The organism is Psychrobacter sp. I-STPA6b (genome assembly GCF_020662265.1).
GTDB lineage: Bacteria > Pseudomonadota > Gammaproteobacteria > Pseudomonadales > Moraxellaceae > Psychrobacter.
In genome coordinates this window covers 12,665-39,600 of the sequence record NZ_VEWM01000028.1, presented here as the reverse complement: position 1 = coordinate 39,600, position 26,936 = coordinate 12,665, and the positions used below count along the sequence as shown (strand labels likewise).

The window sequence follows — 26,936 nt, the reverse complement described above, 5'->3', positions numbered from 1 at the left end:
TCATTAATGCAATCCATGTCAAAAAAAATAAAAAATACTTTTAAAATTAACTTCTTAGGTGACGGATTAAATATATGAAATATACCCCACCAATCAGAGCAGCAATAGTTCCTGCGGGAATTTCATATGGGAAGATGGCATAGCGTCCTATCCAGTCGGCAATTAGCATAAGTCCTGCGCCAAGCAGTGCTGATAGGGCAAGCTGTCGATGCAACTGTACCGCACCCAAAAATACCGCAAGGTGAGGTACCATCAGCCCAATAAAGCTTAGAGGACCAACGGCAAGAGTAGACGTCGCACTTAAACATGCCACTACTAAAATAATGCCCCATTGGCATAGTCGTACTCGTACACCGATGCTTTTTGCGACATTACTGCCTAAGCTCATGGCGTGTAAGGGTCGAACCAGTAAGCAGGCAGCAGTAAAGAATATCCCTGCCAAGGATATCAGCCACCAGACGGTTTCTGGTCGTGCGCTATAAGTTGTTCCAGACAGCCAACTTAAAACGGCTTGTAATCTAGGGTCGCCAATCAGCTCGATAATATTAAGTACACCATTCATCATCGCTGAGATGGCAATACCAACTAATAGTAAGTAGGACGGTTTTAAAGAGCGTGCCAACCACAAAATTAGCATCAGTACAGCAAAGCTACCCAAACAGCCTGCTATCAAGAGATTGCCCAGTGTCAAAGACAGCCCTAATATCGGCATGATAAAGATGGAGGTAAGTACACCTAAAGCTGCCCCTGAGCTAACCCCAAGCACTTCTGGGCTTGCCATTGGGTTGCGGGTAAATGTCTGTAGCATGACCCCTGCGCTGGCGAGCATGACCCCAGTGGCAGCCGCACTGAGGCTGCGTGGTAGTCGAAACTGCTGAATAAGATGCCAGTTAACAGACCACTGCCAACCAGTAATGGTTTGAGTGATGGTTAATACCAAACCCAATATAATGACAATGCCTAATCCCCAACGTATCCAGTGAATGGGCTTTCGTTGTAATGAGATACTGGGGAAGACTTCATTAACGTGATTTTTTTTCTGCTGTAATATTAACCAGATAATAAGTGGTGCTGCCAAAATACCCGTCATTGCACCAGCAGGTATAAGCATCGGTAATACCTGCTCTAGTAGCATCACCATGTTACTGGTAATCAGTAGCAACACACCACCTAAGATAAAACTTGCAACAAACCTTGTGGCAAGATTCCGCACAGATAAAGCATTGACCAATGTGGCAGCAGCCAAGCCAATAAAGCTTAAAATCCCTATCTCACTGACCACCAATGCGCTGATGGTTGCTACTATGATGATGGATATTGTCCGTACCATATTGACTGGTACGCCCAGACTTTTTGCCTGTCTATCATCTAAGCTCATCAAGCTCAAGGGTTTTAGTAAGGGGATTAGGGCTAAAAATAACAGTAGAGTTGCCACTGCTAAGGTCTGGCTACTTGACCAACTGGTTTGGGTTAACACACCACCTCCCCAGACCAATACGCCCAAGGATTTTTCTGAGAAAAACACCAAAAATACCGCAGATAATGCACTGATAAAAATATTGATGATTAACCCAGATAATACTAAGACGATGGGGTTCATCCTGCTAGGGAGTGACATGAGAAATACAATGCTTAAAGTGGCTAATGCACCAATAAACGCCACCCAAAAACTGCCATAGAGGCCATAACTGGGGAAAAATAAGGTGACAATCAATAAGGTAAACTGTGCGCCACTACCAACAGCCAATGTACTATCTGAAGCTAACGTATTTTTGACCAGTTGTTGTAATAAGGTGCTAATTGTACCTAATAGCCCGCCTGCCAAAAATGCCACTATCATGGTAGGTAAAATAGTGATTTGGGCAGCAACTTGAGATAAAGACAGCTCTGAAGTTGGTGTGAATAACTCTGATAAAGGGTAATGCCACAACTGTTGAATAACGACATAACTACTGTATAGCAAAGCAATAATTAAAATGCTAAAAAAAGCCCCACGTTTTAAAACATCACGTGTTAATGCTGTATTTCTAAATAGAGATAGGTTTTTCACAGAGTACCTCTATCATTATTAGTATTGTTAAGATGGCTGTGAATCTGATTGTGTACGTGATTGTCATGATGAATAGGGTCATTAATACTATCAACACCCTGCAATGTAATATTCTGCATTTGCTGTGCAAAGTTGGTCATAGAGGATACACCTGCACCATAAGTCCAAATCGAAGACAGCACCGCAAAGCATCGCTCTTTTCCATAATTTAGATCGTCCCAGACAATACTATGACTAAGCTCGGTTTGTAACATTGGGCTAAATGGCTCAATAACCAGCAGGCAGGTATCCTTATCTAGCTTAGTTAAATCTGCTAGTCGAATGGGTGCAAAGCCCCATTTATTACTATTACCAAAACTGACCAGCTCACCGCCCATCATTTGTAAGGTAGGATAAAATAAGCTTTCGGGTGCATACATACGCAGATTACCTTTATTGACAAACTGGACAACGGCAAACTTATGAACCTGAGGGTAACGGGTACGCAGTATATCGCCAGAGTGGATAATGTCTTGTTTTGCCTGTGCTAAATAGGTTGTTGCAAGTTGCGGTTGCTCAATAATATTGCCAATCTGGGTCACTTGGTCGGCATATTTGTCCCATGTTGCTGGTGTGGAAGCTTGGTTATTATTGCTACTGCTATTTTTATCTGCCTTATTATCTGATTTCTTTTTCTTATTTGAATAAGGCTCAATGTTGATAGTATATACAGGCACATCACCGTACATTGGACGAATATGTGCATAAAAATAATTATCAATGACCATATCTATGTCGAGTTGAGACATCATTTCAGGATTGGGTTGATAGCGGATACCAACATCAATGGTATCTTCAGGAAGCGATTCTCCAACCCACTCTTTATACACTCGCACATCTCCAGAAGCCACTGGTGGATATCCCATTGCCATCAGCTCTGAAGCAATTCCCCAGTCAGGCGTAAAAATTCTGAATTTTTTGGTATCATTTTTTAGGGGTGCATGATTATTGTTATTTTGCTCTGTATCGCTGGTATTACTTGACTGATTGGCATGACAGCCTGTTAAAGTCACACTGATAATAATAAACAGCATAATGATTATAAGCATTAACTTTTGCTCATTACAGGGGTGATGTGACGGATATGACTGACTCATACGACGGCTACCTTATGCCCATCGACAGGGTGAGACAGTAGATGTAAGTTGATGCCAAAGATATTGTATAACACGGTTTGATTCATGGTCTCGGTGACATTGCCCTGATAGCAAAGTTTGCCTTGCTTTAAAGCGATAAACTCATCACAAAACTGAGCTGCTAAATTAATATCATGCAAGATAATGACCACACCCAAATTACGCTCTTGTACAAGTTGCTTGACCAGTTTTAATATCTCTACTTGATAGACGATGTCTAACGCAGCCAGTGGCTCATCAAGTAGCAGATAGTCAGTCTGTTGAGCCAGACACATTGCCAGCCACGCGCGCGCCCGCTCTCCACCTGAAAGAGTAGAGACCGTTTGCGTTGACTTGGTTAAGATTTGTGCCTGACTCATTGCTGTCTGCACGACCTGTTTGTCTTCCTCACTGGGTTTTTGTAGCCAGCGTTGCCACGGATAGCGACCAAGCATCACCAGCTCTTCAACTGTAAATGTCTGTGCATCTGGTAGGTTTTGAGGCAGATAGGCGATGTGTTGAGCCAAGCGTTTACTTGGAATTTTATGAATTGGTTCATGTTGGAAAAGCACATTGCCTTGGCTGGCATGATATTCCCCTGCCAGTAGTTTTATTAAAGAGGATTTTCCTGAGCCATTATGTCCAATTAATCCGTATAACTTACCTGTTTCAATGTTTAGGTGAATGTCACTTAATAAGGTTTTGTTATTTTGGCACAATGTAACGTGGTCTATCGTTAGCATGGATTATCTCGGTCGCTATTTATGGTTTTTTATGATGAGTCATCATATTTATTTAGGGTCTACTGCTTTGTTGCTTTATCAGTGTGTTGCTTATTGTAAGCACTTACTCATTATTAAGTCGCCAATAAACTTTGAGGACAAAGTCACCTCGTGGTAAATCAAACAAAGGTTTGAGACGTTTGCGTAGGGTTTTTGCCGTATTTGCTTCCAATGCACCCCAGACCTTATCTATCTTGATACCAGCATCACTAATGTGCGTTTTGATAGTATCTTCAATAGTCGTTACCAACTCTGCCTGTGCTGTCTGGCTAATAGGGATAATGGTTGCTTGTTGAGCGGGCGTGCCAATATCGTGGGTTAAATAGTCTTGGTCGGCTGGGTCATTGGTAATGCTGATAATAATAGGTGGAGTAGGGTTGTGCCATAGCTCTAATAATCTGGCAACGGTTGGAAGCGAAGTCTCATCAGCAATTAATAGCACTTGTCCTTTGCCATCATCGAGGTGCTGAATTTTTTCAGGAAACTCACGTTTACTACTAATCACATCATTGGGCTTTAGACTACGCGCCCAGTTACCACCAGCAGTATCTCCATGTAGATAGACATCGACCCAAGCCAGCGTTTGCCGTTGAGTGTCTATTTCTGTGGGTGTATGCCATGCTTTACGCAAGGTATAGTAGCAATGCTGGCGTGATAATGGCTGTGATGGCTTATGTGGACTTTCTAAATCAAATAGATAAGCATAACCGGCTTGCTCTAATGGGATATCATCAGATGTACTAAGAAGTAGACGATACATATTAGCCGTCACTAAAAAGCTATCTATAAAAGTAAATTGTTGTTTTCTAAGCTTAATAGACTGTCTGCCCAGCTTTTTATCTGTTTGTTGTTTTAAGATGATATACTGACTTTGTAGCTCTTTAAGCTGTTCAATGGGGGCAGGGAAGGCAATAAAATGTGTCTCAGAGGGACGCTGTGTATAATTAACCTGAATGTCAATGCCTTGATGATAGATTTCCGTGATTAGCACACGCTCTATCTCAGTGTTAATATCCATATCAGCATTGCCTTGCTTGGCTATATTGATGTTATTGATAAGGACAGTTGCAATATTGACTAAGTCATCTTGATGCTCTTCATTGATATGCTCAATAAATAAGGGTTTTTCAGGGTGAGTAATGAGGGATTTTTCCATAATGATGCTTACCTTATTAGCGCAAATAGCAAATTGAATACAACTTAGGTAAGCATGGTAGTTTATTTGATAAAAATTATCAAAAGTAAATGGTAATAATTTGCAAAATTACTTAATAAAAATAGCCTAAGCAAATAGAAATTAAATACATCACCCAAATCACCAACATTAACAAAAAATAGCGACTTTGTATGCCAGAGACTCAAACATCATCACACCGTAGCCAACAGGACATTCGCGAATATAATCAACAGATAATTTTACAATCAGCAGAAGAAGAATTTGTCCTTCAAGGTTATCAAGGCGCAACCATGCAGGCTATTGCAGATAGAGCAGGGTTGCCCAAAGCAAACATCCATTATTACTTTAAAAGTAAAAAAAATCTCTATAAAACAGTGCTAATGGGTATCATTGAAGAATGGAACGCCGGTTTGGTGACCATGAGTGTGGATAGTGACCCCAAAGAAGTTTTGACACAGTTTATCTCTACCAAACTTGAACAAGCATTTAAGCATCCCAATCGTCATAAGCTTTTTGCCTTAGAGGTCATCGGTGGTGCGCCACATTTACAAACCTTTATGGCAACAACGATGAAGGCTTGGGCAACAGATAAAGTTGAAGTGATGAAGGTTTGGCACAGTCAAGGTAAAATCCGTGTTGCCGACCCAATGCAGTTGCTTTTTTTAATATGGGCAACAACACAGCATTATGCAGAATTTGAGACAGAGATTTTGGGTTTGATGGATAAACAAGCCTATGATGAGACGGATAAACAACGAGCCATCGACTTTTTATTGCCGTTTATATTAAGAGGATGCGGGCTTGAGTGAGGGGTGGAAATGATAAAAAAGAGGATGAAAACCATAAGTAAATAAGATAGAGTGATTTATACAATAGGGTCTGTTAAAGAATAAATAGTCTAAATTAATAGCCTCAGTAGACTAAAATAAAATCCTTGCCTATAAAAAGCAAGGATTTTTCCAAAAATCATATAAGAAATTTTTTATTCACTATTAATTAGAATCATTCTTTAACACATAGGCATATGCCACTTTACGACCTTGTTCATCAATCTCCCAATACACTCCTTGTACCTCAGGCTCAAAACCTGGAAGACTATTAACTCCTTCTTCAAGTGCCAAAAAGTAATCTAATACTGCACCATCCCAGATTTCACCGGGGACAATACAGTACACACCAGGTGGATAGGGTAGAGCACCTTCCATCGCTATACGTCCTTTAATCTGGCTAAGAGGTACTAGCTCAATTTCATTGCGAATAAAGGCATTGTGTGCATCAAATGCCCGCATCGCCAGTTTGGGGCGATGTTCATATTCAAACATCTGTTGTTGTAGCTTGTTAAGCTGGTACTTGGCATAAAAATCATGTAAGCGTTGGCATAAGTCACAAATACCCAGTTTACGATATTGTGGATAGGCTTTTGCTAGGGTTGGTAAAACTTCAGACACAGGGCTATTGGTTTTGATATGTGCTTCAAAACGCACAATACGGGCTACTAAATGTTGGAATTTTGCCAATGTTTCAGCCGGTGTAAGCAAGAACAAAATGGAATTTAAATCTGCTTTTTCAGGAATCACTGAGCTTTCACGTAGATAGTGGGCTAAGATAGCAGCAGGGATACCAGTTTCTTCATATTCACCCGTTTGCATATCAATGCCAGGTGTGGTGAGTAGCAATTTACATGGGTCAATAAAATATTGATTGTTCTCATACAACTCAAAATCATGCCAGCGTGCACCTGCCTCAAAGGCAAAGAAGCGGATGTCATTAGCAATGGTTTCGGTATCATAATCTTGCCATGGTTTACCATCAATCTGTGGTGGTACAAAAGGCTGAATCATGGTGCAGGTATCAAGTAGCATTTTACGTGCTTCAATACCACCGATGATACACTCATGCCACATACGTTGACCTGCCTTGCCTTCATGCATTTTTGCATTAACATCCAGTGAGGCAAACAATGGATAAAATGGGCTGGTCGAAACGTGCATCATAAAGGCATTGTTAAAGCGTTTATGACTGACATAACGGGGCTGTCCGCTAATATGATTGTCTTTTTTATGAATTTGTGAGGCTTGTGAAAATCCTGCCTGCTGTTTGTGCACCGATTGGGTGACTAAAATACCTGGATCATCTGCTGTTAGCTCCAATAATAGTGGTGAGCAATCTCGCATCATTGGGATAAACTGCTCATAGCCAACCCATGCACTATCAAATAAGATGTAATCACATAAATGTCCAATTTTATCAACTACCTGACGGGCATTATAAATTGTACCGTCATAGGTACCTAGTTGAATCACTGCCAAACGGAAAGGACGTTCTTTCTCTGCACGCTCGGGAGCAACTTCTCGGATACGCTCACGAATAATAGCTTCATCAAAGCAGTGAGCAGCAATACCACCGATTAGCCCATACGCATTGCGATCAGTTTCTAAATAGACGGCCGTACCACCACTCATACTCAGTGCACCTTGATACACTGACTTATGATTATTGCGATCAAATAATACCAAGTCGCCATGTGCTACCAATGCACCAATGGCAATTTTGTTTGAAGAAGAAGTGCCATTTAGTACAAAATAGGTTTTATCGGCATTAAACACTTTGGCGGCATGAGCTTGTGCTTCATAGGCAGGACCTTCATGAATCAGTAAATCACCTAAGCCAACATCAGCATTGCATGAGTCGGCACGAAATAGCGTCTCACCAAAGTATAAAAAGAAACGCCGTCCTGAAGGGTGACGGCGGAAAAATTGCCCACCTTGATGCCCAGGGCAGTCAAAAGCAGCATTGCCATAGTCGGTATATTCACGTAATGCTTGGAAAAATGGTGGGTCTAAAGTATCGATATAATGAGCAGCTGCAGCACTGACTAGCTGTCCGTTATAATATTTTTGATCATCGGCAAGCTCAAGCACACCATAGACATGGGGTAGCCACTCATCAGGAACACTATCGCCATATTTAATTGCCACAAAAATAGGAATGCTAAATCCTAAGTCCTCAATTTCTGCCCATGCTGCTGGCAGATCTTCCATTGTGACGACAATGGCAGCAATATTGGTAAAATCTGTCGCACGAACATCTGTCAGGCGGTAGTTACAATTAAGTGCATAATCAATGCCATCACTAACGGCAATTTTCATAGGTGTGTCCCATCTCTATTTCAAACTAAAATTAAAACTATACGTGAAATCATAATAATAACCAATGAAAATATAATGAAAATAAACAAAAATAATTGGAACAGTATCCAAGTCAATACCGCATTCTAAACAATTGCAGTTCCATAAAAAGCTTGTTATGCTAAGCGGATAAGCAGACAAAATCGTATCATCTATTCACCAGACCCCACCTGTCGCCATGTTTGTGACAGCCTATATGTTTAAAAGTCGTCTTGAAAACTACTGGATGACTCGTCCAGATATTCTACACTTAGGTCATGTTCATGACCTAAACCAGTTTTTAATCCCTTATAACCTAGAACTTAAATTTATACCTTGTAAGCAACTACCAAAATTTGCTTTATTACAGGCTAGTCAAAAAGAGGCTCAGGCAATTTATAATATTTTGCCAACCAATTCTACAAATGATGATTATCTAAAGCATTTCTTCAAACGATATATCCGCAATACACCACTGACGTGGGCTGAATATCAGACACAGCAAAACTATCTTAATCTTGAAAATAGTTGTTATCAGGATTTTCTACAGTTTATTACTCATGCCAATATATCTTTGGAGTTTGATAATAGAGTGTATGAAACCCTACAACCTGCCTGTAACTGGATTGATGGTAATCCACCACAGCTATTAGCTTATTATCGGCAATTTTTTCAGCAATCTGATGTCTTGTTTAATCAGTACGGCTTACAAAAAATGAATGATGCTTTAAGCTTTATTTTAAGCCATTTTGATTATGGTTTTGAAAAATTGGCTTATGACAGTCGCATTGATAACGTCATGTTTGCGACGTTAAATAAAATTTTGCAATTAGATAGTAAAGAATGTCAATATGGGGCATTACATGGATTGAACCATTTGCAACACCCTGATACAAAAACTAGTATTGACCAATATATTGCAACGCAAGCAGATTTAGATAACTTAGACTATGACGATATCAAGTTTGCTCGGGCGTGTATCACAGGTCGGGTGATGTAAAAAATCTATAAGATACAACCCTAAATATTTTGCTAAAATATCCACACCAAACCCATTTATAATCTATTGCTGGTGATATATTCTGATATGGGTAGATTAAGTTTAATCTCTAGCTCTTGTATCATATAAATCATTAAGCACCAAAAGCCATCATCTTTTAAAGCCTTTTTATCTAACTCTTTATCTAAACAGGCTATTTCTTGCATTAGCTTATTAGCCGTATTGTTGGCAAGCTCAACTAAAGCAACTTCATCAGTATCTTTATCAAATATCTTTGACTTTAATAAGAAGATTTTAGATAAAAATAATGAATAACATTGCAAAAACACAGCTAATGAGCGATTAACATATACTTTATCATTGTTAAAGTCCAAGCCTTCATTAGGCAATAATAAGATATGCTCATTGCTATCTATGACAAAAAACCCAAATATACAATAGCCAAAAACCTTAAATAGCTCATTTGCGTTATTGGATATGACGATGATTTCATCTGGGTAATTTATAAAAGAAAACCCCATCTTTGGATAGTCATCAAGATAGGAAAATATATTGTTTAATATATTTTCCATCGTCATTTTTTGAGCTGGCTGAGTATCTACAATGCGGTATCCTTTTGCTAAAAGGACATCTATATTAATACGCATAGTTATACATAGTTAAGCCTAATGAGCATCATTCAGTCTTATCCTCTTTTTCAGCCTTTTTAGCAAATTCCTTGCTTAACTCCCCAAGCTGTTGCAAATAGCTTGCTCCAAGCTCTGGGTCGGTCATGGCAATCCATGAGGCATAGCCCATTAGGGTATTAAAATTCTCATCAGCCCGCAGTTTTCCGCCATTTTGTAGGTTATGAATGACGGCTCTTAGCATACGTTTGGTTTTGCGAGGTACTCGGGGCGTACCGTCACCATTGACCACCAAGCCTGTGACGTTTTGCTGATTGCCTGTGCGAATGATTTTGGTTTTATCACTGTTAATGGCAAAGCCTTCCTCGCTCAAAATTTTACTTACTGAGCCAAGCAGTTGCCCGATAAGCTGGTTTTGCTCATTGTTATTGTTGGTAGAAGTGGCGGTGTCGGTTTTGGGTAGGCTAAAGGTTAAGTCATCGGCATAACGGCTATAGCGTAAGCCCAATTTATCCGCAAGTCCCGTCAATCGGCGGTCAAGGTTTAGACAGACGATGTTGGTAAGGGCAGGGCTGGTGGGTGCACCTTGTGGCAAACAGCGGTCAGCCAAGGCGACATAGTAGGTCACGCCATTTTGACGCACGATTTGACGCGGTGATTCGGTGCAAAGCAGTGCCAATAAGGTAGCGATTTGCTCATGATAGCCTGCATGACGAAACACGCCTTTAACCCTGCGCCAATGCACACTGGGGAAGAAGTCTTTGATATCCAGTTTAATCAGCAGTTCGCTATCGGTATGCACACACGCATTGCTAACAATGGATTTGCCTTGCACAAAGCCATGCGCCGAGCCATGAATGGGCAGGTTATTGAGGATATTATCCAGTATCCAGCGTTGGGCATATTTTAGGCGCGGAATGGGCGACCAGATTTGCCGAGGCGTGCCGTTGCGTTTGGCGATGGTAAAGTGGTTGTAGGTTAAGTTGGTGGCAACGTCACGCTGATAACACAAGCCTTTTAACTGTGGTATGGTCAAGTTTAGGGAGCTTGCCAGCTTTTGGGGCTTGTCGATAAGGGGCAGTTGGTTTTCTATCAGCCGATTGCTGGCGTCTTTTACGTCCCATTGGTCGGGGCTGGTGTCGTCCGTCCAGTAAATATCGCGCCCAAGATAAACAATGTGCTGGGCTTTGTAGGCTTGCCATGCTTGTTGTTTGAGCTTTTTGGCTTCAAGGGCTTCTTGTTTGAGTTGTTTTTTGTAGCGGTCACGCTCTTTGGGACTCATGTTGTCAATGGGCTGACGTTCAACCAAAAATCCTTGTTTAACAAGCTGTTGCTGGACGTACTGATAACGCCCGCCTGCTTGTTCAATGTCTTGCCAAAGCTGTTGTAGCTCGTTGAGCTTTTCATCACCATTGGGGTTGATTAGGTTGCCATGATGAGCTTGGTTGTTATGGATATACTGTGACAGCTGTTGTGCGTTATTTTGGTTGTTGTTGCTGTTATTGTTGCGCTTACTCATCGGTTACACCCCTTGATTTTCAATAAAGCCATCGGCTTCAAATTTGGCAATGTGTTGTAAAAAGGCTTGTTTGGCTTGTTTGGGCTGGTTAAAGATAAATTGCTGGCGTGTGTTGGTAGCAGTATTGATGGCATTGCTGTTGCTGTTATTGCTGTCGCCAGTGGTTTCGCCTTGCCCGTTTTGGCGTTGATAATGCTGATATTTGCGTTTGCGTGGGTCGTGATTAAGGTATTCAATAATCACTTTTTTAGCTTTTAGGGTGATTTGCACTTGCTGTATGTTGACGCTACTCATACCTGCATGGCTGTTCTGGTTGTTACTGTCTTGCGAGCCATCGTCCTTACTATTGTTTTTACGGTTGTCTTTACTGTTGCTATTTGATAAAGCGGTTAAATCCAAAATAGGATTAAAGTTAGCATTGCTTTGCTCATCGGTTTGAGTGTTAGTAGCATTAGTACTGTTAGTATTAATATTAATACGTTTGCTTAATATACGGGTTTCTTGCCAGTTGGCTTGGGCTTGTGGGTCATGACTGGCGTCAAAGTCGTTATATGCCAGACGTAGGGCGATAAGGTGTGAGCAAACCCCTTGCGTCAGTCGATGTTGCAAAAATTGCGGACAGCTACATTCGGCACGACTGACGATACCTTCGTCGCCGAGTTGTAATTGGCTGTGATAACTGCGTCTGTCCTCGCTAACGTGAATGTCCGCTTGGATAAGTATGCCTTGACTGGCAAGGTTATCCACCGAAAATTTGCGGATAGCATCGGTTCGGCTAACAAGGTCATAGGCTTGTTTTTCAGCAGGATTATGATAGGCAAACGCTTGCATATCCAGTGGTGTTTGCGTTAATGGACGGTAGTAATAGGTTTGCGTTGCCATGTCATAACGGATAAATCCTTGCTGACTGGCGGTCAAGAGTTGTTGACGGATAGCGGTTTTGTTTGTTTTGTTATCTTTGCTTAAATCAGTAAGGCTACTGGGCTGTTGTTGCAACTGCTCAAGTAGGGCTTGTAGGTCTGATTGGTCATCATTTTTACTGCTAACATTGCCATCAATCTTGTCACCCTCAACGCTCAAACTTTGTGGGCGTTTAGGCAATAGTAAGTCAAAGCCCAATGCTTGCGACCAGTTGCTTTGGCTAAAGCCTGTCATGGCAAAGGTAAAGTGGAAACCGTCACCCGCCAGCGTCCAATAGCTTGGCATACCTTGTCCAAGCAAGGATACATTAACCGTTTTGCAATGGGGCAATAGGCGTTTGAGTAGGGCAAGGCGACGACGACCCCAAAGGCGGATAAGTTTGGCTTGTGAGCCTTGATAAGAGCGGGCGTGTTTGCTGACTTGACTGGTAACGGCAATATTAAACGGCTCTAGGATAATAATTGGCTGTTGTTGGGGACGCAGTTCGATAAGCAAGCCTCGGCGTTTGCCTTTGATGTCGGCATGCATACGCAATTCAAACAAGACGTTATATAAGGCGATGGGGTCTAGCTCAATGCTGTCTTGGGGCAGTTGTGACGCTGACTGCACTTGTAATAACGAGCGTATCCAGTTTTTGGGAACGTTAATGCGTTTTTCGATAACTTCATTAACTTCAACTTCGTTTGTTTCGTTATTAGCCTCACTTTTACCGTTTACTTTTTGGTTGTCGTTATTTGTTGCCTCATTTAGGCGTTGTAAACTAACCGCCTCATGCCCAATATCAAGGCTGGTTGGCGTGTAGTCGCGTATGCGTTGAATGCCTTCGTATAAAGCACTGCTATAGTCAATACTGGTTGTGCCATAGTTAATGCTATCCGCACCGCCTGCACTGCTTTGACTATCAAAAATATCATGGCTTAAGGTCAACTGGGCATAACAGCCTTCGTCACGACTAAACACTTCAAAGCTAATGCCTTGCTCATGCACTTGGATAATCGGGTCAAGGATACAAAAGGCTAGTGGGTCGTTATTAAACAGCCATTCAAAATATTGCCGTTGGGCGGTAAACAGGTTTTTATTAGCATTGGCTCGTCGCATTTGCATAAATACGCTATAAGCCGAGCGGTCTTTGGGAACATAACGATAATCACTGCTCACCACATCAAACAATGCTGATAAGGTATCGCGAAACAGCAAGGGCGATTTGACCTTAGCATGGAATTTGACATCTTGGCGATTTAGCTCGGTAAATAGTGCCACATGCTGGGTTAGTTTTTCGCTGTTATCTTGGCTAAGTGAAGCGTCTGTATTAACAGGGCTATCAATTACCTGACTATCTATCACTTGGCTTGGACGAGCATAATCCATTCTCATCATCACGCCATCAGCATTTAGGTTATTATTGACGTCATTATTTGTATTCATGTCATTTGCACTGTCTAGCGTGTTATTTTTTTGGTCATTGCTCATTTATTATTCTCCTTTACCGTTGGTGGCGTTGGCTGGCGTGTCTGTAAGGGGCTGTGCTTGTGTCAATAATTGTGACTGAGGTAACGCCCGTTTTTGTTGTTGACGGCTTATGGCTCGTTGCCAACGGCGTAATACTTTATAAGCGGTTTTTGCAATTTCTTGGCGAACATCATTGTCTTGGCTTACACTATTAACATAATCGACACTGTCCGCTTGATGACTGTCAATCAACATTTGTAGCCACTGTTCAATACGTGGGTCATGCAGTTGCGACAGGCTTTCAATGGCTCGCAAGCGTAAGCTAATAGTTAAGCTGTTATCAAATGCCCAATTCATCAAACTTTCAGCGTCATCGGCTTTAATCCATGCCAGCAGTTGTTGATTAGGTGATTTTTCTACAAAGCTGTCGGTTGGTGTGTCATTGGCTTTATTGGCAGAGATTGCATTATCTGCTTTATCCACTTTACCTGCTTGTTGTAAACTGATAACTTGCTGTATTTGCCCCAATAGCTGTTGTGTGTCGCTATTTAGCCATGTGATACCTTTTTTCCCATCACTGCTTTGAGAAACATTGTAGGTCTGTAATAGTTGCTCTAATGGCTTGGCAATGTTTGCAGTATTTGTAGTTGTAGAAGATAAGCTGGCAAGCTGTGCTAATAAGGCTTGATTCCACCAGTTATCTACCCATGTTGCCAACGATTTAACTGCCGATAACACAGGGTTATTTTGGTTGTCAATCAGCCATGTCCATAGCTCATTTAGACGTTGTTTTGCAGTGTTATTTGTGCTGTCAGTATGGCGGATAAGTAGCCATAGCAGTTGCTTGATGGTATCAGCAATCTGTTCACTACGCTCTAGCCATGAGCCGTTTTGGGTTAGAGCAGGGCGTTGGCTCACCTCTTTACATAAGCCAGCCCATTGATTTTTAGCTAGCTCAAATTGTTGCCATAACAACTCAACAATATTGGTGTTATCCGCATTGTCGGCATTAAGATAGCTATTTGGATATTGATTAAGATAACGCAGTCCAATATGTTTGCTAGTAATAGTGTCACTGCTGATAAGCTGTTGTAAGCTACTGGCAGGCATATCTTGACGAGCCAATATGCTGTCCGCCAATCGCTGTTTGATGGTGCTATCAAGGCGACGCTGATAACGATTGATAAAGTCGGTTAGCTCATCAATGCTGGCATGTTGGCAAATGCGTTTTAGGCTTAATTGCTCGCCGATGGTTTCGTCCTCACACAATGGGTCACAACTTAATAGCATTGCCCAATCGTAAGGATAGACGTTGTTTTGCTGTTGCTCATTTTCCGTTTCGTTGCCTTCTTTATTGCCATTTTCATTTTCATTGTCTTTTTCATTCCAGAGAGCTTGTGCCGTTTTAAAGGCGATGATTACGGTGTCATCGTCAAGCTCGCTGTCTTGTTCACCTGATTGTTTGATGATATCAAGCAGTAAGGTTTTATTTGCCTCAATGTCAATGGGTTTGCTGGCATAACGTAGCAGTGTCACTGCGTGGTCTTGTGGAGCAAAGAAACATTCTGTTTGTAGATAACGGCGGATATATTGGCGAATCTCTTCCCATGCAGGGGTGGTGTTTAGCCAACGCAAACCATTGAGACAATGAATCAGGGCACTGTCCCAAACCTCTAAGTTTTGTAACTGGGTTTTTAATAAGGCAAAAATGGTGTCGCTGTGCTCAAATTGACCATCTTGGCTTAAGCGTCCCAATGCCTCACTTGCCACATCTTGCAGATAATGCTCATTATCCTGAGCCAGTTTAATCAGCTTGTCATAGGCTTGTTCGATGGCATGAATATATTGAGCGTTTTGGGTAGTCTGCTTTTTCTTGGCATCTTTAATGTCTTGCTGATGAGTATTGTCATAAGCATTGCCTAACAATTCACCCAATGCCAATACGCCACGACGACGCAACTCGCCATCAGTATTGTAATCAATGGTTGCCATTAAAATACTCAAACCCTCAAAGCTACCTTGTTTTGCCAGCCCTTCTGCTGATAAAAACTGAATCTCAGGCTCACGACTTTGTAAGGCTTTGCGTAAGCTGGTTAGGCTACCTTGACGTTTGTCGGCACGAAATACCATGGTTTCAATCAGGCGACGGCGGTACTGTGGTTTGCTATCGGGGATTTGCTCATACGCCCGTTGTAAGGCAAGGTCAATTTGCTGATTTATATTTTGTGGCTGTTTTTGTGCTTGTTCTGGCTTGTCTTTGTCTATCTCTTTACCTACCCATGCCATCGAGCTTAATAATTCATAGACCTTATCATAATCGGCAACCGCCAATAGATGGTTAAATAAGTCTAGCAATACATTAGGGTAGCGGGCATGCTGTTTTTCTTGCCAATGCTCAGTACTTTGTAAGTCTTCATAATCCATGATGGTTTGGTCAAAACCGCTGATGGTGACGATACATTGAATAAGTTGATTACGGGCGTGTTTGCTCATTTTCCGTCCACTATGCCCACTGTTTTGGTAGCTATCTTGCAACTGTTTTAACAAGGCAGGCACAAGGCTGACATCACGCAATTTACCAATGGTTTGATAAATGCTATCAACTTCGCCTTTGTTTTCAGGTGCATCAATAAGCGTTAGTAATTGCTGGCTAAAGCGTTGATAATCGGCTTGGTACTGAGGTTTGTCCTGAGTGTTTTGTAAGAAATCCAACGCCGTATAAATCTTATCTAAGATATTTTTTTGTGAATAACGCTCTGGCATATTTCGCCATAGCTTAAATAAGGCGGTCAAAATCTCAGTGGGTTGCTGGCTAATATAGTTATCAGCAAGCTGGCACAATGCCAAATAGCGGGTTTGCAAGTCATCATTGTGCATGGCGGTTTGCAATAAGGTCAGTTTGTCGTCAGTGGCTTTATCTTTATTATCAGTGCCACTAGAAGTAGTATTAACCGCTTTTACCGATTGCCACTGGGTTACTACTTGTTGACGTAATGAGACGTTATAAGCGGTCAGTGCCGATAACGACGCTGGCAAGTTGCCAACACGCTGTTGAAGCAATTTATATACTTCAAGAGCAAGTTGCAGGCTGTTACTTTGCAATAGCTCGGTTAGTTGCTCGTTAATCTGTGCTTCGCTGGCGTCAGCATTATTAACTAACAGCGTTAAGCCTTTTTTAATCATGTCCAAATGCGGTGAGCTAATGGCTTGCTCGCTTAGTTTTTGTGCAGGGGCGTTCAGCTGTTGCAAACTTTGCCATGCCAATTCACGCACATCATAATGACGATAATTGAGTAGTGGTAACAACACCCGACGAACGCTGTCTTGCCAATCCGCTGAATTGTGTGATTGGTTTGGTTGCGGTTGTTTGGTGAGCCACATTAAGCCATGAATGGCAGTATTGGCATAATGGGTCTGGTAACTGTCTTGACGGATAATATCCAGCCATGCCCCAAATGCCAAACTTTGATATGGATAGTGAGCAGTGTCATCAGCATTGACATCAATATTGACGCCAACATGAACATTGTCGCTATTGTCGTCATTTAAAGAGTTATTAAGGTTGTCAGTTAGTGCCACATAGCCTCGTTGCCATGCATGAGCCATTTCTTTGACAACAATGGAACTGCGACTATATTCTGGCAAACCTAACAATTCTGATAACCGATATAACACTTCAATGGCATGGGCTTTGCGTAACGGATTGGCAAATATGATTTGCTGTGCCAACTGATATAACCGCTCGGCAGTGATGATGGTTAATAGTTCTTGTTGCTCTTTATTGTTAATATAGCCATTGAATATATGTTTTAACTGTTGTTGCAGATAATCGCTAAGATACTGCCAAATACGTGGTTGAATTGAGGGTGTGTTTGTACTGGTGGTATTGTTGCTGTTATGCTGACTATCTTTCTGGCTGTTTTGCTCAAAGCGTGCCAGTACATTGGCAATAAATACCGCTGATTTGTCACTAGCAAAACTTAAACTGCTAATCAGTCGTTTGGGCTGAGATTGCTCGTTATCTTTACTATACATAGATAGCACATCATAAAATACCAGCAATAAACGGCTTGCCTCATTTAACTTTTCATAAGACCCATTATCATTCATCGCATCAGCCAATATATTGGCATTGGCAATACCTAAACCATTACGGGCTTGTAACCAGTGCAATTCGGTTAATGGGTATTTGATGGCTTTTAAGCCTCGTTTATCTTTTGTAAATAACTGCTCGCCATGACTGTCACCCCATACTGCCAAAGCAATACTGGCAGATTGTTTGACAACATTTCGCTCATCATTTTGCCAGTCAATCAATTTATCACGATGGGCAGGCAGGGTATTGGGGCGGGCAACCCACATAAGCTGTGGAGCTAAGGTACGAAAGTCGGCGTCTGCATGGTCAAGATAATGCACAAACCAGTCAAAAGCATGCCAATGTTTTTGTTGTGGTTGTTGTTGCTTTGGCTGTGATTGCTGGTCAGGGTGAGCATTGGACTGATAAAAACCATCAGCAGAGAACGAACATAACACCGCCAACCCTTCTAAAGACTGCTCAATATGGCGTTGCCATTGGCGATAGTCCTCACTATCTTTTTTTAGTGTTGGCATAGGCTTGGCTAAATACTGCTCAAACACGGCATAAGCCTGATTGGCTTGGCTATTTTGGTTAGTTTGATTTGCATTGCTACTGTTTTGCTCGTCAACAATGTGATGAATGCTATCACTGTCATCAATATCCACATGATTGCTAAGCTGTTGCAATTGGCATTGTTGTGCCAATAAGGTGGCAGATTTAAGCTGAATTTCAGCATAAGGACTGCTTAACGCTGAGGTGAGCATGTTTTGATATTGCTGATTGCTCACCGTTTTGCAAAGTATTAAAGCGGTATCTAATGCCTTTTCTCGCAATTCCTGGCTGTCATCATCAAATAAGGTGCTAATAGTTGGCAACACCTGCTCAGTTAGTTTGGCACTGGCGTGTTTATTGACTTCATGTAACGCCAATTTACGCATGTCCAAAAATGGGCTGGCAAGGGCAGAGTTGATAACACTGGCAATGCTGATGTGCTTTTGTTTTAGAGCAATATCAATGGCTTGCCTGCGAATGTTATTAAATTTATCAGCTAAAAATAGGCTTAAGACCTGCTGATTTTGTTCATCTTGGGCTTGTTTTTGCTCGGCGGTGGTTTGCCCTCGTTTTTCTTGTTGTTGCAATAGCTGATGTTGCCATTCTGCCACTGCCACTTGATGCACGTCTTCAAATTGGCTATGACTTAAGGTATCAATCAGCTTGGCAAGTGGGGCAGGGCTGTTATCAACACTATTGTCAGTATCAGCAGTATCAGCATTTTGCGTCTGATTAATTACCCGATTTAACAGCACTTTCACCACTTCTTGGCGGATACTTTCAAAGGGGTTATTTAATGCTTGCAATAAGACAGCAGTCATCTCTTCGCTAATGACATTATTAGTAGATTTGCTGTCTGTTGTATTGGCTTGGGTTAAGAAAATCGCCAATGCCCGCTCATGAATGTCTTGATGTTTACTGGCAAAGCCAACGGACGCCCATTGCAATGGACTATCTGCCAATTTGCCATAAGCATTCATTGCCGTTTGGCGTACGTTGTCCACTTTATCATCAAGCAATAAAGGTAAAATATCCTTACCTTCAGCACTACCGTCAACATCACCTAGGTTTGCCAATGCCACTGCCACGCCAGCTCGAATGTTGTTATCTTGGTCATGCATTAGGCGAATCAGTGAGCCAAATGCCCGTCTGTCTTGTAGGCAAGCTAGGGCATAGGCAGAGTGAAAACAGATGTCTGCATGTGGATTACCCAAACCTTGCAATAGTGGCTCAAGCTCGGCATTGCTTAGCTTGGCAGTTTGTATTGGCGTTGTTTTATCAATGCTATTGTTCGTGTGGTTAACATTGTTAACATTGGCAAAGTCTTGGGTGGTAAAATCCAGCGTCACTGTTGTGTTGGCTGTGTTGCTGTTACTACTGCTATTATTGCCACTGGCATTGTTTTTATCATCTTTTTGGTTGGTGTCTTTGCCAGTGACCTTATTGGCAACAGTTTTTAAAGTTTGTGACAGTTTTTGTAAGGCAGATTGCTTTTGTGTTGGCTCATTTGCCGAGGATATTAAGGCATCTGACCACAAACGAAAATCATTAAAGTCCTGCAAAATACGTTGTAGCTGATTATCACCTAGCTGTTGTGAAGCGTGTTTAAGTGCCTCAGTAAGTTTAGGCTCTGCCAAAACGGACACATAAAAGGCAGTTTGGCGAACCGTTTGTGCCTCATTATTTTGTAATAACATCAGCTGACGGCGAACTTCTATTGAGTTTAGCAAACCACGTTGATATAAACGGATTAATCCTGCTTGTTTAATATCGCTATGGTTGCTCTCTAACGCCATCAAATCAGCTTTTGGACTGTCCTCAGGCAGTAAGGTTTCTAAAATCACCAAAGCCTGTTTACGCACATTGGCAAATTGGTTTTGGCACAATACTTCTTGCAGTATTGGCAACACTAGACGCTGTAAATCTTCAGATTGCTTGGCAACGTCAAAATAACCATTGACTGCCAAAGTCACAACGTCTTCATGCTTACTTTTTAGGGCAATGTCTAAATATTCATAGCTATCAAGGGTTTGAGCCTCATCTGCTTGTTGTTGCTGTTGCTGATAAGCAAGGCTTGCCAACGCCTCAAACGCTATTTGCCGACCACGTTTGCTTGGGGCTTTATTTAGCTGTTTTTCTAAAATACTGGGGGCTTTATCCAGTCCATTATCAAGCCCACTTTGAGCAATCCATGTAATTAATTGCTCAACCTTATGGCTATCTTTGGCGGTTAATTTGTCTAAAACGTTACTAACAAGGGTTAAATTTTGCTTATCAACCTGCCCATTTAACAGCTCTAATGCCTCGTTAAAGGCAGTGTCAGCATGAGCCGAAGTGTCTGTTAATAAATCTTTTACCTGTTGATAGCCATCTTTGACAATATGAGCCACCTCACCCAATTTGCCTGCATTGCTATCAGTGATTAATACATAACGTAGGCTTTGGTCAGTACCAACTGCCACAATCGCTGACTGCCCCAAATAATTGACAAGGCTTAATTGGCGAATTTTGCTCAAATCCTCTTTGCAACTGTTGGGCTGACCCTTATCAAATGCCCATGATTTGATGGATTTATCGTCCGACCCTGTATATAAACGGCTGTCCGACACCAATAAGGCAGTGACCATCTCGCTATGCTGGCTGGCTTTGGCTCTATCTAAGGGGTGTAAATCGCCTTGCACATGGGTACGCAGTAATTTTTTATCCGTTCCTGCCGAAAAGAAATATTGCCCAACAGGCTCAAAACACACCACATTGACTTTGCCATCATGAAGTGTGGCTTGACTGCTAAAGGCAAAATTGGCAGTGGTGGCTGTATCATCTGTATCATCTGTATCATCACTTTGACCCAAATCTTGTCCCAACCACTGATAACTACTGATTTGACCCAAAGTATTTCCCACTACCAACCATTTACCATCGCTAGAGGTTGCAAAAGTGGTGGCAACGCCTGTGCCTGTATTGGTGATATTGGCAGTGCTGTCCGTTGCATTGTCTGAGGTGTTGTCTGATTGCGACTGTTGGCTTAATGGTAAAACTGCCAGACAATCACCAACCTGATGTTTTTGATATTGCCAAACCACAATATGACGAGGATATAAAACAGCGATTGCCCCTTCCAAAGTTGCCATAGCAACGGCATTAGGATTGTGTTTCTTATGGTTGTTATCATTGTTATTTGTGTCTGTAAAATCAGCAAATTCCGCCAACTTATCAAATGCAGAGGTATTGCTTACTTGTTTGATTTTTTTGGCTTGCCAATCGCTTTGGTACAAATGACCATCTTGCCCGACCATTATAATGGTGCTGTCTGCCAATGCACACATGGCTTGTATGGCACAAGGCATGGCAGTGGTTTGCAACGTTAATGGCTCTTTTGAGCTGTCAATACGATACAGCATTGGGCTGGTTTGTTTGTTGCTATCTGTATAATTGGGCTGGCGAGTAGTAAATATACTGGTATTGTCTTGACTGACAAGGGCGTTAATCTGCCCCCAATAAGGTAATGTGCTGTTTTTCATAAGATTATCTCGGTTTTAATTTTTTAATATTTGACTTATTCCTCCCCTTAACCCCTCCCAACGGGAGGGGGAACAATTCCTTCTACTTTGGAATATGGTTTGGGGTGGGAGTGGGCTAACTTACCTGTAAATGTTCTGCCAATTCAGGATAACGGTTAAGTAAACGAGTGACCGCTACCAAACAAGCATGGCGTTCCATCTTGCCTGCCGAATGGGTAAAGGTATAAAGCATGGGCAGTATCACTTGAGCAAAACTGCGGTCAGCCAATGCCACATCACGAAAAGTTTCAATCAATGCCAATTTGGCTTGGCTGGCAGGAATGACTTTTAAATGAGCTTTTTTCTCATCAGCCTTATTGCTTTGCTGATTGTATTTGCCATGTTTTTGTTGTTGCTTATCGTTTGCCTTACTCTCAGCTTTGCTCTCAGGCGTGGCAGGTAAGCGGGCAGGGGGCAACTCATACAATCCCCGTCTTAACAAAATTAATAGCTGTTCAAAATCAGCAGGTACATTATCTAGCAAGCTACTGGCAGGCTCATAAATAGCTGTTGCAGGGCTTGTTGTATTAGTGATGTCGTTTTGTTTACCAGCTTGTTTATCATTTTTTTGATTAGATTTTGTATCAGTGCTATCAGCTCTTTGTGTTTGTTTATTGGTTTGGTAATCTTGCAATTGGTTGTCGCTGATATGACGATTTTTAAAGCGTTGCCATAGCATAGTCACCGCAGAATATCGTACTTCACGGTCGCTACTTTGGGTTAAATAATATAAGGTTTCCACCTGTTGAAACTCTGGATAACGCTGTAATAAAGTAATACCAAGCTGGCGAGCAAAACGGCGTTTGCTATCAATTAAGGCATATAACGTAGTGGCACTTAAGCGTTGTTTTAGCTCACTTGGGCTTAGATGATAACGACGGTTTTCAGCGGTTTGCTCACTGATAAAGGCTTGGGTTAATAGCTCTTGCACCTCGCTATGGGTGGACTCAGCCATCATCACCCATTGCTTGCTGTCAGGTTGCCAGTTTGCCAACTCATATTTACTTAATAACAAACCAAACTCACGCAAGCGAGTGTTGCCATGTTGCAGTAGCGGAATGACACGCTCAGGGCTAAAAAATTCAGCAGGAATAATGGCGTCAGGGTCGACAGGGCGGTCAGTCAATGCCAAACAAATATCGGCATGGTGATGGCTTAAATAGCTAATTGCCAACTCACTAATGGGATCGGTTGGGTCGTCGGTTGCCATATTCCATAAGGCAGTTGCCCCTGCCAGCACCTCATCTTCGCTTGCCTCACGCACTTGACCTGTGAGCATTTGCAAAAAGGCGGTTTCTGAAATGATTTTTAACTCTGCCCCTTTGGCAATTAAATCCTCAGCTTTTAACTGCTTACTGCCTTTGCGACCATTGCCATATAACGGTGAACCTTCATCACCAATGACTAAATAATCAAGTTTATTATTGACCGCACTGCTAATCGAGCCATTTGCCTCTTTCACCAGTTTTTCTGCCTCACCTCGGCTCATACTATTCATCTTACCAGTGAACAAATAGCGTTGCCCTGACAAATCGACAGTCACTGTTGTTACGGTATTAGCATTAGTGGTGGGCGATTCGGGTTGCTCATTGTCTTGCTGATTTGTTTGCTTGCTTGGGGCAAAGTCGGCAGGTAAAAAGCCTTTATTAATCCTATCAATGGCAAATTCACGATAAACGCTTTTTTCACTTTGTGCCAATTTCATCAGCCAATCAAAACCCAATTGGGTAGGGGCAAAACGGCGCACATCAGACAGCCAATATCGTACGCTATATGCTAAGTCCTCATTAAAGGTTAAATGGCGTTGCCAATTTGTGGCAATTTTTTGGTTATTAGGATTATCAGCATTTTCATTATTTTCATTGCTATCAATATTTGTAGAAGTATCACCATGGATAAGCTGTTGTATCCACTCATTACTATTCCAATCAGGCTCATACGCCAATGCTTGCCAAAAACTTATTGGCAAACGATTGGCAGTGATTAATTCTTCATTTATCCACTCTTCAATGGTATCTTGCGATAAGGGGTGCAATAATAGCCGTTGCCAAACTTCAGCATCAACCGCATTTAAATCCAGCGTTTTTAACTGTTTTAAAACAAACGCCATCGCCTGTTTCATTGCCTTAGCCTGTTGCATCGCCTTATTATAAGCACTGTAATAATCGAGATAACCACCACCATAATTATTATCTGTAACATCAATATAACGACTGATATTGATAAAATAATCTGTGCCTAACTCTTTTGCTGAATATAAATTGGGCAACTGTTTACTGGCAAAATTGACACTATGCTTATTACCACTGATTAACCGCTCAAAAAACCACTCAGGGGTCAAATCTCGACGATTAAAATGCTTACTTAACTGCTCGCCTGCCACCTTATGATGATAATCGGTATCTAAAAGCTGACCCCAACCCTCAATACCGACATCTTTGCGTGGGTCACGACTTAAAATCTGCTCAATGGCAAATTTACGCACGCTGGCATGTTCAGAGATTGCCAAAAACATCAGCTCGTTTAATGGCAAATCTTGGGCGTAACTTTTGGCATAACTAATGGCGTATTCATAAGCGTCTTTATTATCAGAATACAACAGCTTAATCACCACCGTATGCAAGCCTAACTCGCTAAAACGGGCTTTTTCAAAATTTGGCGATTGGGTCAATAGCCACACAATCATCTCATCACGAGCTTGGCTATGGTTATGCCCTGATGATAATTCTTGAATGGTCTGTACGCTGACATCACGCAACTGTGTCTGAAAATCATGCTTTAAACTGTCAGTGGCAAACTGGCGAATTGCCTCATTTTTGGCTTGTTTTAACACAGTAAATAATGGCTCAGGGTCTTGTTGCCACGCCTCAGCAAATGCTCGTGACTTATTATCAAACAGCTTTTGGCGGTGCTTATAACCAAAGCGACTCACCCCATAATTTTGCTCTTTGCTATTATGAAAACAAATATGATTAAGCACCCAACTGTTACGTTGTTGCTCACCATTGATATTGATATCCTCATCGTACGCCACCAACACCGCACAACTTGCCTCAATATAACAAACAGGCAACTGATGACCGAGTGTGCGTAAATACCGCCACGCCCTTAGGCTCATATAAGTTTTGGTCGCCTTGCTGACAGGAGTTCTCATACTATTATCAAAGCGATGAGCGTCAATTTTGGCAGTTAAACAACCAAATATCTCATAATCATGCAAAAATTCAGCTTGCTTATAAATATACTTAAACCCTTTCCACACCCCATAGCTAAGTGGTAGGCGAGCAATCGCTTGTTTTAACACCTGCCGAGAATAGGCACTGCCATCGTCCCATAAGGCAGTTAAAATCAGATGAATCTTAAAACGGTCGGGTAGGGGATAGACGCCTTCATCTGCCTCAAGTTTGGCAATCATCGCCACCCGCTCAGCAAACTGCACCTCTGGGTGCTTTTCTCGAAACTCAACGCTAAAAATCTTGCTTAAAAATCGCTCAAAGGTCAGCTCATCTTCGGGAATTGGCTTGTCTATTGTTGGGTCTGGTTGGGAAGCTAAAGTCAGAAGTTTATCTACCAAAGTAGGGTCTTGTACTTGCCAAGCATGTGATACTTGCGAAAATGTCAGTGTCATGATGAACTGCCTTGTTAAAATAAAATGAATATTTAATTGTTGATTTTATAAATAGGTTTTATGACTAAATGATAATAATTGATGATGACACTCTTTATAGCATAAAAAGTAGTGGTTTTTAATAGTTAATTACAGTGGCGTTAAATAAACGCGTCAATGATTGTCGTGACTGTTTAACCTAAGTTAAAAACAGCATTGACAACAATCTTTGACTACTGCACAATAATAACCGTTGTGAGATTTAGCGTTTCACTGCTTGCAGTGAGGGGCGATGTTGCGTCGTCCACGAGACAAGCCTGTACATTTGACACAAGGAAGACTGTTTCAGCCCTACTAATACCTAATAGACCCCCCTAGTGTATTAGTTCGCTGGCGCAATCACGCAAACGTGATTGAACTAATTACACTAGGGGGGTCTATTAGGTGTAGGTCAGTGAGTCTTCCATGTACCCAGTTATGAGGTAAATCAACAACATACTAAACCCCAGTTATTATGATAATAACTGGGGTTTTTTTATGGCAAATTCTTTAACTCGCAATCATTTGTTTAAGCCATTAACTAAACCATCAGCGGTAATTCTAACCACTGTGTCTGCGGGTAATTAGCTTGCAAATAGCGTTGTAAATAGTCCTTTGTACTATTACAAATGCTGTTATCGCTATTAGTAACCCTATCAGTATCTAACTCTCCACCCAAATAGTGATTATATATAACGCTATGCAACTGTAAGCCCCGATTGCTAATCGCTTCAATGCTAAGTAGGGTATGATTGATACTGCCCAATCTACCTGAAGTTACTAATACCACAGGATATTGACAGTCACTAATATAATCAAGGGTTAATAAATCATCGTTTAATGGCACTAAAACCCCGCCAGCCCCTTCTAATAGTACGATATCATACTCAGCCTCAAGCTGTTTAGTTGCCTTGAGAATAATTTCTGGGTTAATTTTTTCACCAACTAAGGAAGCTGAAAAATGTGGTGAAGCGGGTTTTGGATATACATAAGGGCAGGTGATACCATCTTTATCGACTTGCTGTAGGTCAATGCCCATCATTTGTCGATGCGTTAAAATATCATCAGCGATACCTATACAGCCTGTTTGTACTAGTTTTTGAGTAATCACCTTTTTACCTTGTGCTTGCATGGTTTTGGCAAGCCAGCCTGTGGCATAGGTTTTGCCAATATCGGTATCAATCCCAGTAATAAATAGCACTGCCATGATGGTTTATTCCTTAATTACCTTTAAATATGATTTTTATAAAAATAT

The 26,936-nt window shown here is 41.6% G+C and carries 13 protein-coding genes; 2 read left to right on the top strand and 11 right to left on the bottom strand.

Annotated features, from left to right (window positions below; genetic code table 11):
- Nucleotides 1–46 precede the first annotated feature (46 nt).
- From fhuB to FHK88_RS03545, 4 genes are all read right to left on the bottom strand, one after another.
- Nucleotides 47–2,050 (bottom strand): Fe(3+)-hydroxamate ABC transporter permease FhuB, encoded by a 2,004-nt coding sequence (fhuB, locus tag FHK88_RS03560; RefSeq protein ID WP_227429407.1) that lies wholly within the window; start codon nt 2,048–2,050, stop codon nt 47–49.
- A complete protein-coding gene (locus tag FHK88_RS03555; RefSeq protein WP_227429406.1) occupies nt 2,047–3,186 on the bottom strand; it encodes an ABC transporter substrate-binding protein in 1,140 nt (379 codons plus the stop codon). The genes fhuB and FHK88_RS03555 overlap by 4 nt, the downstream gene beginning before the upstream one ends.
- On the bottom strand, nt 3,183–3,947 hold the full coding sequence (locus FHK88_RS03550) for an ABC transporter ATP-binding protein (RefSeq protein WP_227429405.1): 765 nt from the start codon (nt 3,945–3,947) through the stop codon (nt 3,183–3,185). Before FHK88_RS03550 ends, FHK88_RS03555 begins: the two co-directional genes overlap by 4 nt.
- A 103-nt stretch (nt 3,948–4,050) precedes the next feature.
- On the bottom strand, nt 4,051–5,142 hold the full coding sequence (locus FHK88_RS03545) for a siderophore-interacting protein (RefSeq protein WP_227429404.1): 1,092 nt from the start codon (nt 5,140–5,142) through the stop codon (nt 4,051–4,053).
- A 191-nt stretch (nt 5,143–5,333) separates the two neighbouring features.
- Between FHK88_RS03545 and FHK88_RS03540 the strand changes: the two genes are divergently transcribed.
- The gene (locus FHK88_RS03540; RefSeq protein WP_227429403.1) at nt 5,334–5,972 is read left to right on the top strand and encodes a TetR/AcrR family transcriptional regulator; all 639 of its coding nucleotides are present in this window, start codon (nt 5,334–5,336) and stop codon (nt 5,970–5,972) included.
- Between the two features lie 183 nt (nt 5,973–6,155).
- On the opposite strand, the gene FHK88_RS03535 is transcribed toward FHK88_RS03540, so the two are convergent.
- Nucleotides 6,156–8,312 carry an ornithine decarboxylase gene (locus FHK88_RS03535; RefSeq protein WP_227429402.1) on the bottom strand — a complete coding sequence of 719 codons (2,157 nt, stop codon included), beginning with the start codon at nt 8,310–8,312 and terminating at the stop codon, nt 6,156–6,158.
- A 235-nt stretch (nt 8,313–8,547) separates the two neighbouring features.
- Here FHK88_RS03535 and FHK88_RS03530 point away from each other — a divergent pair, with 235 nt between their 5' ends.
- Nucleotides 8,548–9,330 carry a hypothetical protein gene (locus tag FHK88_RS03530; RefSeq protein ID WP_227429401.1) on the top strand — a complete coding sequence of 261 codons (783 nt, stop codon included), beginning with the start codon at nt 8,548–8,550 and terminating at the stop codon, nt 9,328–9,330.
- A gap of 56 nt (nt 9,331–9,386) precedes the next feature.
- Here FHK88_RS03530 and FHK88_RS03525 read toward each other — a convergent pair whose 3' ends face one another.
- From FHK88_RS03525 to bioD, 6 genes are all read right to left on the bottom strand, one after another.
- Nucleotides 9,387–9,977, bottom strand: a complete 591-nt coding sequence (locus FHK88_RS03525) for a hypothetical protein (RefSeq protein ID WP_227429400.1) — start codon at nt 9,975–9,977, stop codon at nt 9,387–9,389.
- Between the two features lie 28 nt (nt 9,978–10,005).
- Complete coding sequence (locus FHK88_RS03520; RefSeq protein WP_227429399.1) at nt 10,006–11,475, bottom strand: reverse transcriptase family protein; 1,470 nt, start codon at nt 11,473–11,475, stop codon at nt 10,006–10,008.
- Between the two features lie 3 nt (nt 11,476–11,478).
- Entirely contained in the window at nt 11,479–13,866 is a 2,388-nt protein-coding gene (locus tag FHK88_RS03515) for a hypothetical protein (protein WP_227429398.1), read from the bottom strand.
- Between the two features lie 3 nt (nt 13,867–13,869).
- Entirely contained in the window at nt 13,870–21,996 is an 8,127-nt protein-coding gene (locus FHK88_RS03510; protein ID WP_227429397.1) for a HEAT repeat domain-containing protein, read from the bottom strand.
- A gap of 115 nt (nt 21,997–22,111) precedes the next feature.
- Entirely contained in the window at nt 22,112–25,663 is a 3,552-nt protein-coding gene (locus tag FHK88_RS03505; RefSeq protein ID WP_227429396.1) for a BRCT domain-containing protein, read from the bottom strand.
- Between the two features lie 559 nt (nt 25,664–26,222).
- On the bottom strand, nt 26,223–26,888 hold the full coding sequence (bioD, locus tag FHK88_RS03500; RefSeq protein ID WP_227429395.1) for a dethiobiotin synthase: 666 nt from the start codon (nt 26,886–26,888) through the stop codon (nt 26,223–26,225).
- Between the last annotated feature and the right edge of the window lie 48 nt (nt 26,889–26,936).

Coding starts and splice junctions, on each gene's coding strand:
- FHK88_RS03540 (WP_227429403.1), top strand. CDS start 5,334: ATGCCAGAGACTCAAACATCATCACACCGTAGCCAACAGGACATTCGC.
- FHK88_RS03550 (WP_227429405.1), bottom strand. CDS start 3,947: ATGCTAACGATAGACCACGTTACATTGTGCCAAAATAACAAAACCTTA.
- FHK88_RS03515 (WP_227429398.1), bottom strand. CDS start 13,866: ATGAGCAATGACCAAAAAAATAACACGCTAGACAGTGCAAATGACATG.
- FHK88_RS03545 (WP_227429404.1), bottom strand. CDS start 5,142: ATGGAAAAATCCCTCATTACTCACCCTGAAAAACCCTTATTTATTGAG.
- FHK88_RS03525 (WP_227429400.1), bottom strand. CDS start 9,977: ATGCGTATTAATATAGATGTCCTTTTAGCAAAAGGATACCGCATTGTA.
- FHK88_RS03555 (WP_227429406.1), bottom strand. CDS start 3,186: ATGAGTCAGTCATATCCGTCACATCACCCCTGTAATGAGCAAAAGTTA.
- FHK88_RS03505 (WP_227429396.1), bottom strand. CDS start 25,663: ATGACACTGACATTTTCGCAAGTATCACATGCTTGGCAAGTACAAGAC.
- FHK88_RS03520 (WP_227429399.1), bottom strand. CDS start 11,475: ATGAGTAAGCGCAACAATAACAGCAACAACAACCAAAATAACGCACAA.
- FHK88_RS03535 (WP_227429402.1), bottom strand. CDS start 8,312: ATGAAAATTGCCGTTAGTGATGGCATTGATTATGCACTTAATTGTAAC.
- FHK88_RS03510 (WP_227429397.1), bottom strand. CDS start 21,996: ATGAAAAACAGCACATTACCTTATTGGGGGCAGATTAACGCCCTTGTC.
- FHK88_RS03530 (WP_227429401.1), top strand. CDS start 8,548: ATGTTTAAAAGTCGTCTTGAAAACTACTGGATGACTCGTCCAGATATT.
- bioD (WP_227429395.1), bottom strand. CDS start 26,888: ATGGCAGTGCTATTTATTACTGGGATTGATACCGATATTGGCAAAACC.